This is a genomic window from Enterobacter huaxiensis, from assembly GCF_003594935.2.
In the GTDB taxonomy this organism is placed as follows: domain Bacteria; phylum Pseudomonadota; class Gammaproteobacteria; order Enterobacterales; family Enterobacteriaceae; genus Enterobacter; species Enterobacter huaxiensis.
In genome coordinates, this window is record NZ_CP043342.1 from 3,542,939 (window position 1) to 3,561,220 (window position 18,282).

At 53.0% G+C, this 18,282-nt stretch carries 12 protein-coding genes and 5 pseudogenes; 3 read left to right on the forward strand and 14 right to left on the reverse strand.

Annotated features, from left to right (window positions below):
• Positions 1-84: 84 nt before the first annotated feature.
• From D5067_RS16945 to D5067_RS17015, 12 genes and pseudogenes are all read right to left on the reverse strand, one after another.
• Positions 85-642, reverse strand: a complete 558-nt coding sequence (locus tag D5067_RS16945) for an imm11 family protein (RefSeq protein ID WP_119935177.1) — start codon at positions 640-642, stop codon at positions 85-87.
• Positions 643-644: 2 nt separating this feature from the next.
• Positions 645-1,527, reverse strand: a pseudogene (locus D5067_RS24075) (RHS repeat-associated core domain-containing protein); the annotation flags it as partial.
• Between the two features lie 734 nt (positions 1,528-2,261).
• Complete coding sequence (locus D5067_RS16965) at positions 2,262-2,666, reverse strand: SMI1/KNR4 family protein (RefSeq protein WP_119935178.1); 405 nt, start codon at positions 2,664-2,666, stop codon at positions 2,262-2,264.
• Positions 2,666-3,530 (reverse strand): annotated as a pseudogene (locus D5067_RS16970) (RHS repeat-associated core domain-containing protein); the annotation flags it as partial. The pseudogene D5067_RS16970 and the gene D5067_RS16965, both read right to left, overlap by 1 nt.
• 34 nt (positions 3,531-3,564) lie before the next feature.
• Complete coding sequence (locus tag D5067_RS16975) at positions 3,565-3,951, reverse strand: hypothetical protein (protein ID WP_119935179.1); 387 nt, start codon at positions 3,949-3,951, stop codon at positions 3,565-3,567.
• Between the two features lie 23 nt (positions 3,952-3,974).
• Positions 3,975-4,496 (reverse strand): annotated as a pseudogene (locus tag D5067_RS16980) (SMI1/KNR4 family protein).
• A 154-nt stretch (positions 4,497-4,650) separates the two neighbouring features.
• Positions 4,651-5,223 (reverse strand): hypothetical protein, encoded by a 573-nt coding sequence (locus D5067_RS16990; protein WP_162844779.1) that lies wholly within the window; start codon positions 5,221-5,223, stop codon positions 4,651-4,653.
• Between the two features lie 156 nt (positions 5,224-5,379).
• Entirely contained in the window at positions 5,380-5,946 is a 567-nt protein-coding gene (locus D5067_RS16995; protein WP_119935180.1) for a hypothetical protein, read from the reverse strand.
• 188 nt (positions 5,947-6,134) lie between these two features.
• Positions 6,135-6,641 carry a hypothetical protein gene (locus D5067_RS17000; protein ID WP_119935181.1) on the reverse strand — a complete coding sequence of 169 codons (507 nt, stop codon included), beginning with the start codon at positions 6,639-6,641 and terminating at the stop codon, positions 6,135-6,137.
• Positions 6,634-10,848 carry an RHS repeat-associated core domain-containing protein gene (locus tag D5067_RS17005; RefSeq protein WP_235843225.1) on the reverse strand — a complete coding sequence of 1,405 codons (4,215 nt, stop codon included), beginning with the start codon at positions 10,846-10,848 and terminating at the stop codon, positions 6,634-6,636. Before D5067_RS17005 ends, D5067_RS17000 begins: the two co-directional genes overlap by 8 nt.
• A 17-nt stretch (positions 10,849-10,865) precedes the next feature.
• Positions 10,866-11,303: a DcrB-related protein gene (locus D5067_RS17010; protein WP_119935182.1), complete on the reverse strand. Its 438-nt coding sequence runs from the start codon at positions 11,301-11,303 to the stop codon at positions 10,866-10,868.
• Between the two features lie 72 nt (positions 11,304-11,375).
• Positions 11,376-11,522: pseudogene (locus tag D5067_RS17015) on the reverse strand (efflux transporter periplasmic adaptor subunit); the annotation flags it as partial.
• A gap of 424 nt (positions 11,523-11,946) precedes the next feature.
• Here D5067_RS17015 and tssD point away from each other — a divergent pair.
• Positions 11,947-12,357, forward strand: a pseudogene (tssD, locus tag D5067_RS17020) (type VI secretion system tube protein TssD); the annotation flags it as partial.
• 236 nt (positions 12,358-12,593) lie between these two features.
• On the forward strand, positions 12,594-13,028 hold the full coding sequence (locus D5067_RS17025) for a hypothetical protein (protein WP_119935184.1): 435 nt from the start codon (positions 12,594-12,596) through the stop codon (positions 13,026-13,028).
• Positions 13,029-13,078: 50 nt separating this feature from the next.
• Here D5067_RS17025 and D5067_RS17030 read toward each other — a convergent pair whose 3' ends face one another.
• Positions 13,079-13,969: an oxidoreductase gene (locus tag D5067_RS17030; RefSeq protein WP_119935464.1), complete on the reverse strand. Its 891-nt coding sequence runs from the start codon at positions 13,967-13,969 to the stop codon at positions 13,079-13,081.
• 105 nt (positions 13,970-14,074) lie between these two features.
• Between D5067_RS17030 and D5067_RS17035 the strand changes: the two genes are divergently transcribed.
• Entirely contained in the window at positions 14,075-15,196 is a 1,122-nt protein-coding gene (locus tag D5067_RS17035; protein WP_119935185.1) for a YbdK family carboxylate-amine ligase, read from the forward strand.
• Here D5067_RS17035 and D5067_RS17040 read toward each other — a convergent pair.
• The gene (locus D5067_RS17040) at positions 15,183-18,281 is read right to left on the reverse strand and encodes an efflux RND transporter permease subunit (protein WP_119935186.1); all 3,099 of its coding nucleotides are present in this window, start codon (positions 18,279-18,281) and stop codon (positions 15,183-15,185) included. The two genes, D5067_RS17035 and D5067_RS17040, sit on opposite strands and share 14 nt — an antisense overlap.
• Position 18,282 lies beyond the last annotated feature (1 nt).

Consider the following 18,282-nt stretch of genomic DNA (forward strand, 5'->3'; position numbering starts at 1 on the left):
TCCACTGAACTGTAATTTAAATGATTTTTATAATCCGGGAAATTATCCCCCGGACCATTTTGACTAATTCAAATCTTACTCATATTAATAAATAGGGTCGGCAAAGTCTATTCCTTTCACGTTATTCTTAGAAAGGAACTCTTTAAATTCATTTGAAATAATTATGCAAGATTTATACTCACTACATCTTGCCATACTAAAATCTTCAATAACATTTTCTTTGAAGACTATTTTACTAAACTTCCTTGGACCATTAGGTAAATAACTTAATATAGGTTGACTTTCCGAAGATTCCATATCGATGCATGAAACCTCTCTTAGTATATTAATTATTTTATACCCTTGATGTTGGGTTTCATTTACAGATACAGTTGCGTCAATAAGTTGAACATCAGTCCGAAAAACATCGTAACAAGAAATTAGTGATGCTAGTCTGGGTGATATGAATATAGGCCCATCACTATAATAAAAATCATATGCAAGCAGTGCCTTCTCACTCACCTTAGATTTTAATTTAAAAAAACACCCCTCGTTAGTTTCAATTGATTTACATTGATAGAAAGCACTTCCAGATATGTCAGGATGCTGGTATTCAAACCAATAACTATTGGGGTAATCAGAAGCAATTCGTAGCTCATACATACTTAGCACCTCACTTTTCTAACCGAATTTTTGTTAAGAATACTTTTCCCACCGCGTAAATCGGCACGTTCATTTTTTATAATTTCACTAACAGCCTGTTTATACTCTGCTTGTTTCCAGCCGTTTTCCTTCCCGTATTCATATATAGCATCCATCTGGTCACCTATATTTTTTGTATAAACAGGATGAGACCCACTATGGATTGTTCTTGTCGGATGGTAATCAACTGACTTAGGTAAATAAATAACATTTTCAATATCATGGATATTAAAATCAGCCGCTTTTATTAAATCATGGCCTTTTAACTGTTGTGGAATAATATGATGCTTTTGGAAACCAGTAATACTCGGCATCGTGTTATAGGTCAGCAATCCCAGCGGATCAATCCACCCCAACGGATTCGGCGCATACTGATAAAGGTTCCACCCACCATTCAGCCCAATCGGATCCTGCACAATAAACCGCCCGACCTGCGGGTCGTAGTAGCGGAACAGGTTATAGTGCAGCCCCGTTTCACCGTCAGCGTACTGCCCGGCATAGCGAAGCGTCTGGTGTGCCATCGCCGAGCGATTCACAAGCCGTGAGAACCCTTCGCTCTGGTGGCGTACCTCGCTAAAGCTTGCCGTACTGGCCGCTCCAGCGCACCGCGCCGCGCTCGTCTGTCACTTCAAGCGGCGCGCCGTTCAGATCGGTATTGAACCAGTAAATCTCACCGCAGCTCTGGTCACGAAGGTGATCCACCCGCGCCAGCGGGCTCCAGGCTTCATTCGGGTCGTAAACATAGGTGCTGCACAGCCCGCTCTCCTGCTGCTCCTGCAGCAGGCGGTAGCCCTGCCACAGGAAGCGGGTGTTGGCGGTGCCGTGCGTCGTGGCGACGATTTTCCGATTAGAAAACAGTACTTACCAGACTAAAAAAGGTTGATGCGGCAGAATTACACTCACATTCTTTGATTATTATTACCAAAGCATGAAAATTAGTACCAGCCCAAGAAACACCAAAAACTGGCACCTAATTTTACATACTTTTTGTAACTAGAACCACTTTGTGATTCTAGTAAAGAAGGATTGACAAGCATCGTTTTCAGTAGCAAAGTATTCTACCTCTGTGCGTTTTCCATGTTCACTATAAAAAACACACCATAGCCCTCCATCGAGGATCAAACATAATGCCTCATCCTCAACACCATCAATAGAATAGCTATCTCTTGGTATTTTTAATTTATACAACTCATTTTGTAACTCTACTCTACCCACCGGTTAAGCCTTGTGCTTGCTAAATTAATTTCAAATATCCGGAATCAATATAACTCTGCATACATTATTGGGGCTTATATTGAGTATCCGTATCCAATTTACCAAACAAAGGGACAGTTTTACTTCCCTATACGCTTGGTATACATCTCATAAATAATATAAGGTTGTGCATCAGTTCCTGGAAGCAAAGCGCGTATCGGATCTGAAAATTTCAATAGTTACCGTACAATATCAATAAATCCGACATAAGCCGGGCTATAAATTATTAAATCAATGACTGAACTTAAATATTTTAGACAGACTCTGACTTTAGATTTCGACAACAACAACCTCACTTTCGAGAATTTTAGAAACTGCCTTTACTTTCAAGAAAACAATTCTTCTAAAAATTCTGAGAAAGAATCGGCAACCAATTCAACCTCTTTATCATCCATCAGAAAAATAAAAACCTTCCCTAATGAATCATCAGATTTGAGAGATAGTAGAAAAGTATTGCCTCCGTCATCATAAGCAAAAGGAACCATATTCCTTAACTCGCCAAACGACTCGATAAGGTCACGATAGAGTTGCTCAATCGGCAGGTCACCATATTTTATAGGGTTAAAACCGCCAATTATAAAAGGATTACCATCTTCATTATCGTGAGTATACCCACCATTATTTTTAAGATAAAAATCAAGAAATGATGCGGGAACATGATGATCAAAATATGCATTGAACGCGTTTATTTCGTCTACAGTCAGTTTATTTTCTGAATCAGTAAGATACATTAGCATTTTCCTCCAACGGATCTGCGGGCACGGTTTCTAGCTGGATGAGTATAGGCATTTCCAGTGGCAGTCTTGTACTGACTAACGCCACCAGTATGCGAAATTCCCTGATGAGCACTTTGTTTAACCAATTGCATAGTCCCTTTGTTAGTTTCAGGATTATAATCATCAAGATGGTGCCAGACATAGCCACTTGGTGTGGTTTTTTGATTCAATCCGGCCTCTATATTTGCTGCATGGAAATCTTGCAAATAATCTCCGGTATATTCAATAGAGACAACAGGATTAATGCCAGCTTTATTATACAAGGCATTACTTCCAGAATAATCCAGCCCGCCAGTTGGTGTTTGAACAACACTACTGTATCCACGCTCACTAAGCTTGGCGATTGGGTCAACGGCAAGACCCAGCGGATCAATCCACCCCAACGGATTCGGCGCATAATGATAACGATTCCACCCATCATTCAACCCAATTCGGATCCTGCACAATAAACCGCCCGACCTGCGGGTCGTAGTAGCGGTACAGGTTATAATGCAGCCTGGTTTCACCGTCAGCGTACTGCCCGGCATAGCGCAGCGGCTGGTGTGCCATCGCCGTGCGGTTCACAACCCGTGAGAACCCTTCGCTCTGATGGCGCATCTCGCCAAAGCTGCCGTACTGGCCGCTCCAGCGCAACGCCGCGCTCGTCGGTCACTTCCAGCGGCGCGCCGTTCAGGTCGGTGTTGAACCAGTAAATGTCACAGCTGCTTTGGTCATGAAGATGATCCCCTGTGCCTGCGGGAACTAGGTTTCATTCAGGTCGTAAATATAAGTACAGCAGAGCCCGGCATCCTGCAGCAGGCGGTAGTCCTGCCACAGGAATGGGTCTACCCGATCGGATAGACATAATTAAATTTTATAAAAATGCTGTTTCGCTACTACCAATTTTCTTCACTTCAAGCCCTTTAAATTTGATGCCAATCCCATGATCCTTATCTAAATTGGTCGAGAACATGAACCCAAATTCATTGTCCTCATCTGGGGAAAGATAAACTTTCAGCAAAATCAAGTCTTTTGCATCCACACCATAAATACGCTTGCTATATGTCTGGGTTTCAGTTGCGATTTTCTCGGAAAAATATTTCTGTTTCTTAATAAGAAAATCGATGTCTTTTTTCATTTTTTCATCGACCGAATCAAATTCAAGTTTTATGCTCTGGACGAGAGAAGGACCAAATGCCGATAATACAAAATCGACTGAAATACCTTCATCATCTTCATAAAACTCCATATCCGCTGGCATTGAAAAACCTCTTTCATTATGAATCACAGATCAATAGTTAGATTCATTCCTGAGCCAAATGATGACTCACAAATTCTCTCGTAAAAATCAGTAAATCCATTACTAATTCTATAAATATTTCCGCACTCATTTTTCTCAGCGATGTCAAACTTTTGGATATCATCCTCTGCATGCAGATGTGTTCTATCCCAATAATAAACACCTTGGCTTTTACTGCCATTTAATATAAGGTAAAAATTACCTCCAGGATCATCGCCAATGATTAATTTATCATCAACAAAATCAAGTTCATTTAAAAAATTTTCATTTTGACGAAAAATGTCGTGGTTTGGATTTTTCATATTTATTCCAAAAAGGGCATAAAAGGCGATTACCCCTTCATCGACACCTTCATACTCCAACTCACAAAAATCCGGAGATTATACAATAAAGCCATTTTTCAACCTGAGAAATTCTTTATAATCTTCAGGTAAACTGATTTTGAATTTTCTCTCCAAAACTTTTATTTCATCTTTATTTGCAGGTTTACCACATGAAATAGGCATAAGCTCTCCTTGCTAAGGTCATGACTTAGTGATCTTAGATACTCCACCTCTGTTATGGAAAAATCGATGGTAGTAATTAAAGCTGGAACTTAATGGTTTCCGGCATATTCCATTCATTTATCCAAATAAAAAAACATGTACCCTAGCCATAAAATTAATTATAGAATGCATTAAAATTTTCATTACCGATAAGAGGCACAATTCTTTTCCGCAACTCATCAATAAAGTCAACTTTCACTTCGTCATTATCATCTGCTATATCAAAGATATCGTATTGACCATATACCAAATCAATAAGCTCAGCTAATGAACATATAAATACAGAGAGACTGCCAGCTATTTTAAATGGTTCAATTACATCATAACTAGCATAGACAGAGGTATTCCCTTCATCGATAACCGCAATTATAGGTTTACCGCCACCTGAATCATCACCAAAAACAAGATAATTCTTTGGTAAGTACTTATAACCACTTTGAGCCTTCGAGAGCTCACTGACAGAATGAATTTTATTTGGCGTGAAGCCTGTTTCAATCTTTAACTTTTCAGGATTATAATTTTTATATAAGTAATCAACATCTGTTGAACGAGGTAAGTTGGTCGGGAAGGCATTGTCCAGATCATTGACGGTACTGAAACTCCCTGACAACGAGTGTTTATTGCAAATGACAATAAGTTGTTTTAATGCTTTTTCAATCTCATTCACAATAGTATCAGACCCATCCATAAATATAGCCCTCAGTAATAACTAATTAAATTAGGAAAAATTTTATAAAAGCAATCAAAAAATAAGAAAGTAAATGCATTATGAATAAAAACATCATCTGTATTATATAAGTCTGAAATAATTAATATTAACCCGGCCTTTATTAATCACTTATCTTTACGAGCACTGCCAAAAACCAGCTATAATATTTCCGTCGGATATATTTTTATACAAATACAAAGCACCATAACCAAAGATGTAATCACCATCAAGCAATGCATCTGGATAATAATCTTCATCTATCTGCATGAAAAATTTATAATCATCCTTCTGCAAAGCATCAAAATAATAAGCTTCCGTTTGTATTAACCTTGCTTCTTCGGTTTTAGTGATAAAATCAAACTCTTCATCTTCAACCTTATCATAACCAACAATAACTGCCTTGTTAATGTGTTTTATCGTAAATGCATCATTATTGCTTTCATCAGAATGCGTGTGCGTAAAAATTTTTACTGAACAATTAGGGTAGATTTTTTTATCAATCATATCATCATATCGTTCAGGAGTAAGTATCGTAATATACTCATGTCCATCATCAGGATTCTGAACTGTCAAATAAAACTTATACCCCTGAATCTCATCTAGTTTATCTAAAAATAATTCAGGGATATTTCCACCAATCCGCCCAATGACATTACCATCAGAAAACATACTTATTTTAGAGATCAGATTATATTTAATCATTTCTTAAACTCGCACCCATAAAAAGTACATTTTCTCTTTCCTAATCCCCATAACCATTTCAACGAACAAATTCTTAGCATCTTTAAGTCGCATTTATGATTAACTTCAATATACGTCTCTTTTAGGTATAATTGAAAAATACATTAATAAAAGCCGGAAAAGTTTATTTTCTTCGCCGGCTAATGGATTTAATAAAGCCTGGAGTCTGAGCGTGGTTCAACATCTCTTATCCCAAGTTGATTCGTTTTTTCAAAAATTAAATCATAGCAATAAACAGTCTCCCCCCCCTTTAATAAATGAACCCCTTCAAGGCTCACTTTATATATTCCTTTAGGAATATCAGCGTTAATCCAACCAGTATAATCTTCCCATTCCCAAAATACTGCCATATCAGCAACGTATAAATCACCAGTTACATTAAGATAGAAATATTTATCTGTGAATATAACTCCCCTGTCTTTATTGTCGGGAAATTCATTTAAAAAAAGCCTAACAACATAGCCACCATCATCAAGGCCCATAATAGGTAAGGCAATACCTTCATTAAGAACAAGATCCCCTTTATCTGTGGTGGTGAATTCCTGGAGAATGTTATCTCCATCCTCTATTTTCCCACCAAATGGGGCCAGTATTCCTGGATAATCGAAAATTATTATCCCGTTAAAATCCACATCAATGTCAATTGTTTTAACCACATCTGCCTCCTGATGCCTTACCTGTTTGTTTATTATTGAACCACTCCAGCAGTTTTGAATGTGCTTCTTTAGGAGTGACATTTCTGGCTAAGATTTCACCCGTCGAAGGAATCTTTAAATCACCTCTTATATGTGAAACGGAATCTAAATTACGGCTAGACGCATTGAATAAATCTTCCGCGGAACCCTGCCACGGCCCCTGAATTTTTCCAATATCGTTTTTAATAGCTCTATGTAATTCTTCATGCATTCCAGCACTATAAGGATCCGGGAAAAACGTTGGCGTATTTTTCATAGTACCAAGATCGGTTAGCCCAATGCTGTTGGCCTTGTTTCGTGGGATTAAATGGTGTCCCATTCCATTTGGGTTCCATGCCCATGGCATTAGCCCTAATGGATCTATCCAAGTAAGAGGGTTAGGAACGTATGAATATAAATTAAAACCACCATTTAACCCAATCGGGTCCTGCACAATAAACCGCCCTACCTGCGGGTCGTAGTAGCGGAACAGGTTATAGTGCAGCCCGGTTTCCCCGTCAGCGTACTGCCCTGCATAGCGCAGCGGCTGGTGCGCCATCGCCGAGCGATTCACAAGCCGTGAGAACCCTTCGCTCTGGTGGCGTACCTCGCCAAAGCTGCCGTACTGGCCGCTCCAGCGCACCGCGCCGCGCTCGTCTGTGATCTCCAGCGGCGCGCCGTTCAGGTCGGTATTGAACCAGTAAATCTCACCGCTGCTCTGGTCACGAAGATGATCCACCCGCGCCAGCGGGCTCCAGGCCTCATTCGGGTCGTACACATAGGTGCTGCACAGCCCGTTCTCCTGCTGCTCCTGCAGCAGGCGGTAGCCCTGCCACAGGAAGCGGGTGTCGGTGGTGCCGTGCGTCGTAGTGACGATTTTTCGCGTGCGGCGGCCCAGCGCGTCGTAGTGATAGCGCGCCTCAAACCGCCCTTCCGGCCCGGTTCCCCGGGCGGACACCAGACGGTTCTCGGCGTCATAGGCATAATGCTGTTCATACAGCCCGTTGCGGCGGCTGACCAGGTTGCCCCAGTGGTCGTATTTCATAAAAAGCGCCTGCCAGTGCTGCAGGCGGTTATCCGTGACCGGTACCGGATCGTCATTGGCGGCGAGGTTATCCGCGGCGTCGTAGCTGAACTGCGCGCGGCTGCGCCCCTGGCGGGCCTCGTAGTGCTTCAGCAGACGCCCTTCAGCGTCGTAGCCGTAGTCCACCTCACCGCGCAGGCTGTCACTGACGCCGGAAAGCTCGCCGCGCGCGGTGTAGCGATACAGGCGTTCCAGTAGCGCCTGCTCCGGCAGGGTCACGTCCGTGCTCAGTTCGCTGCGCTGCAGGGTGCGTCTGCCGAGGCTGTCATACTGACGGAGCTGCTCGCGCGCGCCCTGAGTGCGGCGCACCTCGCGGTGCAGGCGGTCGCGGGTGAACTCGGTCACCAGCTGCTGCCCGAAGCGGATGGCGCTGACGTGGCCGGAGCCGTAATGTAGCCAGGCCAGCTTTTGCTCGCCGGGCAGCGTCAGGCCGGTCAGGTTGCTCAGGGCATCCCATTCGTAGCCCACCGCGCCGTTAATGCCGGACTCGCTCAGCACGCGCCCGGCGGCGTCGTGGCGGTAAGCGATCTCATCGCTTTCGATACCCAGGGCAACGCCTTCGGCGGTTGGCGTGCGGCGGATGCGGGTAATCTGGCCGCTCAGGTCGCGGAAGTAGCGGTACTCCGCGTGGCGCTGAGTGCGGCCGATCAGCAGCCCGCTGTCGTCATAGCTGAACTGCTGGACGCGACGGGCGATACCGCCGTCGGCGGCAGGCCGGCCGTTTTCTTCGAGCGCGCAGAGGAACCCTCGCGCGTCCCATTCCATATGGCGCACGGTCTCGTCCGGGCGCGTTTCGCTGAGCGGGCGACCCACGGCGTCGTAGGTGAAGCGGTATTCCGCCCCGTTGCCGTTATCGAGTCGCAGCAGGTTACCGCGCGGGTCGTAGCGCCACTGGCGCACGCGGCCAATACGGTCGGTAAGGCTGACCGGTAGGCCGAGCGCGTTATAGGCCCAGCTCACCTCGCTTTCCAGCGGATCGCGCCAGCCCGTGAGCTGGCCGCGTTCGTTCCACACCAGCGACTCGCGGCTGCCGTCCGGATGAATCACGACGCTCAGCAGCCCGGCACGGCTCCACTCCCGGCGCGTGATATTCCCTTCCGCATCCTCGCTGGCAATCAGCTGTCCGAAGCGGTCGTAGGTGAAGCGGGTGACGCTGCCGGAGCAGTCGGTGCGCTGCGTCAGCAGCCCCTGGTGGTTCCAGACCAGGCGCACCACGCCGCCGATGGCGTCGGTGATGCTCTCCGGCAAGTTTTCTTCTTCATCGGGATAGTCATACGCGGTGGTGCTACCGGCCGGATCCGTTTCCGACAGCAGGCGACCGCGAAGGTCGTACATGGCCTGCGCTGAGGTGCCGTCCGGGTACACCGTGCGGGTGATACGGTCGGTCAGGCGATGCCAGTGATACTCCGTGCGGCGGCCCGCCGGGTCCGTCTCGCTGGTCATGCGGCCGTATTTGTCCCACGTGCTGCGGCGCATCGCCCCGCCGGGCAGTATGACGTCGCAGAGCTCGCCGTCGCGATAAACAAACGTCGTCTGGCGGCCGTCGTAATCCGTGAAGCGCGCGACGTTGTCGTCGTCGTCCACCAGCCAGTGCGCCTGCGCGCCGTCTTCGCGGCTCGCGCGGCGGGTGCCGTTATCAAAATCGTATTCGAACGTCAGCTGTTCGCCGCCGCTGTGGCGGAAGCCGACCACGCGCGGCAGGCCGTCAATCTCCCGCCAGCGATATTCGCTCAGCAGGCCGTTGGCGTCCTCGTGGGCGCTCATCAGCCCGTCCTGCCAGCTAAAGCGTCGGCGCACGCTACCGCCCCGGCCGGTCACGGAGACCAGCCGGCGCTGTTCATCATAAGCGTAACTGACCAGGCAGATCTCGTCATCCAGCCAGGCGCCCACGAGTCTGTCACGGTCGTAGCGGCAGGCCACGCGCTGGCCCGCGCTGTCGGTCAGAGCATGCAGGGTATTATCCGCATTCCACTCGAAGAGAATATGGTTGCCGCAGGGTTCAGAGATGCGCTGGAGCAGCGACGGGGCATCATCCCGCAGCGGCGCATAGTGCCAGCGCTCGCCGCTGACGTCATACACCGACCAGCTGTCGTCCTGATGATGTTCAAGCCAGTTTTTTTCGCTTTCGCAGTAGGAGCGCATCCCTTTCGGGACCTTCGGGAAGGCGACGTAATCGCCGGACGGTGCGCGCCACACCAGGCCGTCCTGATACATCTCCAGGCGGCTTTCCCAGAACAGGCTCCAGCCGCGGCCCAGCACGCTGTCGCCGGGGTTGCCGCTGCGCCAGTAGCGCTGCCAGCGCACCGGAAGACGGGAAGGCAGGACGAAGTCTAGCTCATCATCCCCGCTGAGAAACTTCTGTCCGCTGACGATATCCACCGGGCGGGCGATGATCCCCGCGGCCGCCACGCCGGTCATCAGCGTGCCGGCGCGACAGGCGATACGGGCCAGCTTGTTGATGCCGGGGATTTTGCCCAGCAGCTTAGAGAGCGCCCCGACTTTGCCAGCGGCGCCGCCCCACCCGCCGATAAGCCCGGCGAACAGCAGGGTCAGATCGGAGACCTTGTAGAGCCACTCGGGGACTTCAGACTGAATGGGGAGGGTTTGCTGCGGGTCGCCGCCGATAATGACGTTGTCCGAACCGGTCATCACCTTCGCGTCGCAGGTGGTGCGATCCCCGATGCGGGACGCAGGCTGGCTGTTAATGGAGACACGCTTAGAGCCTTCGGCCATCTGCTGCGAGCCGTCGTCAGAACAGTCGACGGTGCTATCGGTGGCAAGCGCGGCAGGTTTACCGTTAATAAACACGTTGGACGAGCCGGAGGTGATGACGCCTTTCTTCGTCATGCTGGACGCCCCGGCGTCCGCGATGCTGTCGCGGGCGGCGGTTGCCAGCTCCCCGGTGTAATACCCCACGGCCAGGCTGGCGCCGACGAGCAGGACGCCCACGCCAAGGCAGGATGCGCCGAGGCCCGCAATAAACATGGCCCCCGCCAGAATGCCCCCGGCGGCGGCAATCAGGCCACCGACAATCGTTCCGGCAATCATCCCGGCCAGCGCACCGGAGTGGCCTATATCATCACCAACGCGTGCTGCTTCAAACATAACAACGGTTCCTGGTGTTAATGGTGGAAGCGGAAGCTCCTGAGAAGATCGCCAAACAGCGCGCCGTCGGCATCGCCCAGCGCGCGGGTGCAGGTCATGGTGAAGACCAGAATTTTATTGCCGTCGACGTTAAACACGGCCTGCTGCTGCCAGATGCGTTTCCCGTCGCGCAGGTAGCTGGCATGGACGGTTTCACCCTGTGAAAGGCCGTCGCCCAGCGTAGCGGCGCTGCGCTCACCCTGCTTCCAGCCCTTGATGTGTTTTTCCATCAGGCCGAGCTGGCGATCGATATACGCGGCAAGCGCTTCGCCGGCGTTGAGGGCATCGCGGGAGATGTTGAACGCCGGCGCATCCGCAGCGGGCGGCGCGAATACGTTGACGGTACGATCCTGATAACCCTCAGGAAAGTTGATCAGTCCTTCACTGAACAGGCACTGCGAATGTTGTTCTGACATTGAGCGGGTCCCACCACATATTTTCAGAAGCGGTAAGTTTCGCATATGTGTTTAAGGCTGACTATCCCCAGATTATTGCCCCACCGCCACGCTCGCCGACAGCCTCGCCACTAGCTCATCCCCCTCTGGTAACCTGTCGATATGAATGCGCACCGGCACGCGCTGCGCCAGCCGCACCCAGCTAATGGTGGGCACGACATCGGGCAGATCCAGCCCGCCCGCCCTTATCGCCGCCGTCAAAGTCGACATCAAAAGCGACGAGGTCAAACACGACATCATCGAAAGCATGCTCGAAATCGCCACCGGCGGGTATTCTGACGAGCCGGCAGGAGCTGTTAATCAACTACTAAATCGTCAAAACGATGTGAACCTAATAACAGATCAATTATTTATTACATCTACAATAATGATTTACTTAATCAAGTTTTAAGTTAAACCAGGGTATTAATCATTAGAACTATATCCAGATACAAACCGTAAGATCTCAACATTTCTTATTTTTCATCAACGAAACTACAGATCGTTTTATATCCTCGCCGTACACTAATTGACGGGCCATTTTAGAAGCGCTAGCGTCTCACTCTTACGTAACCGATTAAAGTAAAAAGCTTTTCAGGATCCCCTTAAATGGAGTTTTAAATAAATGGCTATTCCCGCATATTTATGGCTTAAAGACGATGGTGGTACCGACATCAAAGGCTCTGTCGATATATATGGTCGTGAAGGTAGTATAGAAATAATCGGACTGAATCACGGCGTGATGCAACCAACGGACAAGCATAACAGCAAGGCAACTAGCCTTCGCGTCCATTCCCCCTACTCTTTCGATAAAGAGATCGACGCCTCCAGCTCCTATTTGTACAAGGCTGTCAGCACGGGTCAAAAGCTAAAATCCGCAGAGGTAAAATTTTATCATATCAACGATGCCGGTCAGGAAGTGGAATATTTCTCCACCCTTATGGAGGGAGTGACGGTTGTCAGCATCTGTCCAATGATGCTAGACGTCAATGACCCTGACTATGAGAAACATAACCATCTTGAACTGGTGGAACTGCTGCTCGGGCCACTGCCTCGCGGGACGTATAAAATTGCGGGTCATTCGAATTCTAAAGGACCGATAACCATCATCCTTGAGCAAACCTCGGGAGAAAGTTTTGGTCGCTCAGAATTCCGCATTCATGGTGACCACAAGTATGGTCCCGCCGGTTATGCATCAGAAGGGTGCATCATTCTCTCGCCGTCAACGAGACGTAAGATTCTTCGCGACGGCGGCGTGCTTGAGGTAGTGCGATGAAATACCCGATTGGACTGCTGCTATGTGCTCTTACAGCCCCGGCAATAGCTGACGTTACTGACTGGTCGTCAGCAGTAAAGGGAATTGCCGCAGGTGATGCACATTGGATTGAGCAAACCCCAGCGCTGGCTGCCAGGGCTGACGTTAAGCAAGCACAGCAGCTTGAAGATGCCTTAGCCACAGCGCTCACCACAAACACCAACGCCTCGCTGAAAGCGCTCCGGACAATTGACGCTGGAAAGGGGCCGCACATGGTAGGCAGCGATATTGTCTGCACGCCGCCATTAGAGAAATCACCCGCCGAAATCGACGCGTTCTATCAGCGTACCCGCCGGGCGCTGCTGGAAAACGTAGACGGTGCTCGGTGTCTCTGGATCCTGGAGGCAACGATGGAAGAACTAAAAGCAGACAAAGCGCGTCAGGCTAAGTAACAGTCACCCGGCACGCAACAGCCGGGTCTTTTCTCGGTCCAGACCGTATCTCACCCCGGCCCCTCGCTCCCCGCCGCCAGCAGCGGCACCACCACGTCGCTGATGGGTACAGTAATCCCGTGCTTGCGGCCGTAGCGCTGGATCACCCCGTTGCGAATATCCCACTCCATCGGGCGATCCGCCTGGCGGTCGGCAAGGATCGACGTGCCCAAATCCTCAGGGGCACGCTGGAAGCTCGCCAGAATCTCCTGCGCCACGTCATCTTTCAGCCTTGCCCCCTCGGCGCGGGCGACGGCAAGCCCCTCGCGCAGATAGGCCAGCGCAAGCTCGCTGATATCCTCGCGCCTGAACATTCCGGCGCGGCGGTTGGCCAGCACCATCAGCCCGGCGACCGCGTTTTGCAGCAGCTTGCGCCAGGCGACGGTAGGGAAATCTGCCGAGAGCTCAACTTCACAGCGCGTTCCGTTAAGCGCCTGCACCACCCGCTGCGCCTGCGGCACGTCCGGCAGCGTAAGGCGCGGTTTCGCACGGAGCCAGACGGAGGCATCCGGCTCGCGCTGCGCCGGGAACCAGACCACCGACGGCAGCACCGTTGCACCATTAACCAAAGGCTCAAGCTGGGCCTTTTGCTCCATGCCGTTTTGCAGGGCGCAGACCACGGTGTGCTCATTGCACAGGGCGCGCAGCCATCCGGCGCTGTCGGCATTTTGCGTCGTTTTAACCGCCACAAAAACGAGATCGACGGGGCGCGTGATGGCGGCCGGATCCGTTAATACCGGGCCGGGCACCACCGTTTCACCCTCGTCGTGGCGCAGGCGTAACTCCGGATGCGCGGTGCGTCCGCACAGCAGCGGCGTGCGGCCAGCGTCATGCAAAACTGCGGCAATGGTGGTCCCAATGGCACCGGGACCTATCAGCGCAATGGTTGGATAGTCAGACATCATTCACTCCCCTTTTGCTAAGCCTGCTATCAGTTATACCACCCTGAGACGAGCGCGCCACGCCCGTTGTCTATACTCAACTCATAACAGACAACGGAGTGCGCCATGCCTTTACCCGACTTCAAATCCTCTGAACCCTACACCCTCGGCATCGAGCTCGAACTGCAGGTGGTTAACCCGCCGGGTTACGATCTGAGCCAGGACTCCTCCGCGCTCATCGCCGCCGTTAAAGACGACATCAAAGGCGGCGAGGTCAAACACGACATCACCGAAAGCATGCTCGAAATCGCCACCGGCGTGTGCCAGAACATCGACCAGGCGGCGGCGCAGTTCTCGGTGATGCAGCAGAGCATCCTGCGCGCGGCGGCGGAGCAGCATATCCAGATCTGCGGCGGCGGGACGCACCCGTTCCAGAAGTGGCAGCGGCAGGAGGTGTGCGACGACGAGCGCTATAACGTCACGCTGGAGCGCTTTGGCTACCTGATTTTGCAGGCGACGGTGTTCGGCCAGCACGTGCACGTGGGGTGCCGAAGCGGGGACGACGCCATTTACCTCCTGCACGGCCTGTCGCGCTTCGTGCCGCACTTTATCGCCCTTGCCGCCTCGTCGCCGTATATGCAGGGCACGGACACGAAGTTCTCCTCGTCGCGGCTCAACATCTTCTCCGGGTTCCCGGATAACGGCCAGATGCCGTGGGTCAACAGCTGGCAGGAGTTCGAGGGGCTGTTCCGCCGCCTGAGTTCCACCAGCATGATCGACAGCATTAAAGATCTGCACTGGGATATACGCCCCAGCCCGCACTTCGGCACCGTGGAGGTGCGGGTGATGGATACGCCGCTGACGCTCGGCCACGCCATTAATATCGCCGGGCTGATTCAGGCAACGTCGCACTGGCTGCTGACCGCGCGGCCCTATAAGCATCAGGAAAAAGATTTTCTGCTGTACCGCTTTAACCGTTTTCAGGCGTGTCGCTACGGGCTGGAGGGGATCCTGACGGACGTGCACACCGGCGAGCACAAAACCGTGGCGGAAGACATTGCGTGGCTGCTTGAGCAGGTTGCGCCGTCGGCCGAGAAGCTCGGCGCGACGAGCGCAATCAATGAAATTGCCCTGCTGTTAAAGCAGGGCAAGAGCGAGGCGCAGCGCATGCGGGAGTTTATCGCCGACGGCGGCTCGCTGATCTCTCTGGTTCAGAAGCACTGCGAGCTGTGGGCTACGAGTCCGTAAGCCGATGGCCCCACTCGCGCAGGCGCTGGAACAGCACGAACAGCGCCGGGATAAACAGGATCCCTACGACGGTCGCCACCAGCATGCCGCTGAATACCGTGGTGCCGATAATGCGGCGGCTCTGGGCGCCCGCCCCGGTCGCCAGCATCATAGGCAGGACGCCGATGATGAACGACACGGCGGTCATCATCACCGCGCGGAAGCGGCGCGAGGCCCCTTCACGTGCCGCATCGACAATATCCATCCCGTCCATACGCCGCGCGCGGGCGAACTCTACGATCAGGATCGCGTTCTTTGCGGCGAGGGCGATTAACAGTACCAGGCCTATCTGCACGTACACATCGTTGGCATAGCCCGCTAACCACAGCCAGACCAGCGCCCCGCCGATGGCGAACAGCACCGAGAGCATCACGCTCGCCGGAAGCGTCCAGCTCTCGTACTGGGCGACGAGGAACAGCCACGCCATCACCACCGCCGCCAGCACGATCCATATTGCCTGGTTGCCGGTCTGCTGCTCCTGATACGACATGCCGCTCCAGGCGTAGTCGTACCCGGCGGGCAGGTTCTCCGCCAGCAGCTGGCCCATCACCGCCATCGCCGTACTGCTGCTCACCCCTTCCGCCGCCGAGCCGCTCACCGACACGGACGGGAACTGGTTGTACTGCTGCAGGAACGGCGCGCCGACGCTCGGCGTGATGGTGACGAGGTTGCTCAGGCGCACCCGCTCGCCGCTGTTGCTGCGCACGAACAGCTCGCTTATCTGCTCGGCGCGCTCGCGCCACTGCATCTCGTTCTGCATCACCACGTGGTAGACGCGGTTGTTAACGCTGAAATCCCCGGCGCGCGTGCCGCCGAAGGCGGTCTGCAGGCTGCTGAAGATGCGCGACACCGGCACGTCGAGGCGCGCGGCGCGCTCGCGGTCAACGGTCAGCGTCAGCTGCGGCACGTTGCTGCTCCAGGTGGTAAACACGCGGCTCAGCTGCGGATGCTGGTTAGCTTTCGCCAGCACCTCACGCGTCACGCGCTCCAGCTCCGCCGGGCTCTGCCCCGCCTGCGCCTGAATGCGCAGGTCGAAGCCGGAGGCGTTGCCCAGCCCCGGCAGCGTCGGCGGCGCAAAGGTCATGATGGTCGCCTCCGGCAGGGCCAGCAGCTGGCGCTGCAGGGTACCCATCACCTCGTCCAGCGGCGGGCGCTCGCTCCAGTCTTTGAGCATGATGGAGATAAACCCGCCGTTGGAGGCGCTGGTACCGTTGAGGATGTTAAATCCGGACACCTGAATCACGTCTTCCACCGCCGGATTTTTGGCGATCAGCTCGCGCGCCGTGGTCATCACCGCTTCGGTACGCTCCAGGGATGCGGCCTCCGGCAGCTGGACGCTGGCGAAGAAGTAGCCCTGGTCTTCCTGCGGCAGGAAGCCTTTTGGCATCGACATAAAGCTGAACGCCACCACGACCGCCGCGCCCGCGGTGGCCAGCAGCGCCAGCCACGGGCGCAGGTTTAATACGTTCACGATGCGGGTGTAGAAACCGCGCGTGGCGTCCAGCCCGCGGTTAAAGGCGCGATAAACCGCGGCAGGTTTTTCCGGACGCGGACGCAGCAGCATCGCGCACAGGGCCGGCGTCAGGGTGAGCGCCACCAGGCTTGAGAGCGTGACGGCGGTCGAAAGCGTGACCGCGAACTGGCGGTACAGCTCGCCGACAATCCCCGGCAGCAGCGCTACCGGCACAAATACCGCCAGCAGCACCAGCGTCGTCGCGATGACCGGCCCGGCAATCTGGCGCAGCGCCAGCGCGGTCGCCGCCGTGCGGCTCTGCCCTTCCGCCATCAGCGTTTCGACGCTCTCCACCACCACGATGGCGTCATCCACCACCATGGTCAGCGCCAGAATGATGGCGAACAGGCTGAGCGTGTTGGCGGAGTAGCCGAGCGTGTAGAGCACCGCGAAGGTGCCCACCAGCGACACCGGAATGGCGAGCGCGACAATCAGCGTTGCGCGCCAGCTTTGCAGGAACAGGGAAACGACCACCACAACCGCCAGCATGGTGAGCGCCAGCGAGACGCCGATCTCCTTAATGGTGGCGGCAACAAACGAGGTGGTGTCGAATTTCACCTCATAGACCAGGTCGTCCGGGAAGCGCGTTGAGAGGCGCTCCAGCTCCGCGCGCACCGCGTCGGCCACGCGCAGGGCGTTGGCGGACGGCGTCGGGTAGATGCCGAGGTAGGCTGAGTCGTTCCCGTTCAGCTGCGCGCCGGAGCTGTAGCTGCGCGAGCCGAGCTCGATGGTGGCGACGTCATTCAGGCGCACCAGCTGACCCATCTCTCCGGCGCGGATAATGATGTTGGCAAAGTCTTCGGCCTGGTTCAGGCGCCCCAGCCCGTTGATGGTCAGGGTCTGCTGCTGGCCGTTAAACACCGGCGGCGTGCCGACCTGGCCTGCCGCCCCCTGCACGTTCTGCTCGCGCAGCGCCTGCGCCACGTCGTCGGTGGTGACGTTTAGGGCGTTCATGCGGTCGGGACGCAGCCAGATGCGCATGCTGTAGTCGCGCGCGCCGAACATCTGCACCTGCCCGACGCCCGGCAGGCGGGACAGCGCCTCGCGCACCTGGGTGCTGGCGTAGTTGCTGACGAACAGCGGCGTGTGGGTGTTATTCGGTGAGTAAAGGCTTACCCCCATCATCAGGTTGGTGGCCCGCTTGCGCACCTGCACGCCGTTTTGCTGCGCCTCGGTCGGCAGCTGCGCCACGGCCTGCGCCACGCGGTTCTGCACGTCGATGGCGGCAAGGTCAGGATCGGTACCCGCCGCAAAGGTAATATTCAGGCTGTAGGTGCCTTCGTCCGAGCTGGTGGACTCCATATAGAGCATGTGATCCACGCCGTTAAGCTGCGTCTCCAGCGGCGTGGCTATCGCTTCTGCCACGTCAGCCGAGCTTGCGCCAGGCCATGACGCTGACACATTCACGACCGGCGGCGTGATCTGCGGGTACTGCTCTACGGGAATAATCCTCAGCGCGATGGCCCCCAGCAGGGTGATGACTAGCGCAATCACCATCGCGAAGCGCGGGCGTTTGATGAAAAACGTCAGCATG